Genomic DNA, 572 nt, shown 5'->3' on the forward strand with positions numbered 1-572 from the left:
CCACTGCCAGCCGCTGTCCCAGCGCCAGTCGGCACGGCCGTACAGGTGGTGGCGCGGGGCGTAGCCGGCATCCTGGCCACTGGTCTCGTCGGTGGAGCGCTGCCAGGCGCAGTTGCCCGACAGGCTCACCGCGTGGCTCAGGTCGTGGCGCGCTTCCAACTCGAAGCCTCGGCCGGTCTGTTTGCCGGTGTTCTGGAACACCTGCGGGCTGCCGGTGGGCGAGATGATGTCGCGCATGCCATGTCGAAACAGGCTCAGTTGCAGCAGGGTGTCGGAGCGGGCCTGCCACGAGAACGCCAGCTCCGTCGTCTGGATGGTTTCGGGCTTGAGGTCGGGGTTGCCGCGCAGCACCGGGTTGTTGATGCTGTAGAGCTCCATGAAGGCCGGGGCCCGGAAGGCGCGGCCGTGCAGGAGTTTGGTGGTCAGGTCCAGGCTGGTGTCCCAGACCAGGGCCACGCGCGGGTTGGTGGTCGAGCCGACGTCGGAGTAGCGGTCGTGGCGCACGCCGGTGGTCAGCGTCCAGTCGCGGGCGAGGTTCCACTCGTCCTGCAGGATGAGGTGGTCGACCTTGC

The 572-nt window shown here is 68.5% G+C and carries 1 protein-coding gene; it reads right to left on the bottom strand.

Annotated features, from left to right (window positions below; all coding sequences use genetic code 11):
- On the bottom strand, positions 1 to 572 hold a 572-nt coding region (locus B2W70_RS12000), incomplete at both ends, for a TonB-dependent receptor plug domain-containing protein (protein WP_286745980.1).

It is taken from the genome of Aquabacterium sp. UBA2148, from assembly GCF_002328915.1.
Taxonomy (GTDB): Bacteria; Pseudomonadota; Gammaproteobacteria; order Burkholderiales; family Burkholderiaceae_C; genus Aquabacterium; species Aquabacterium parvum.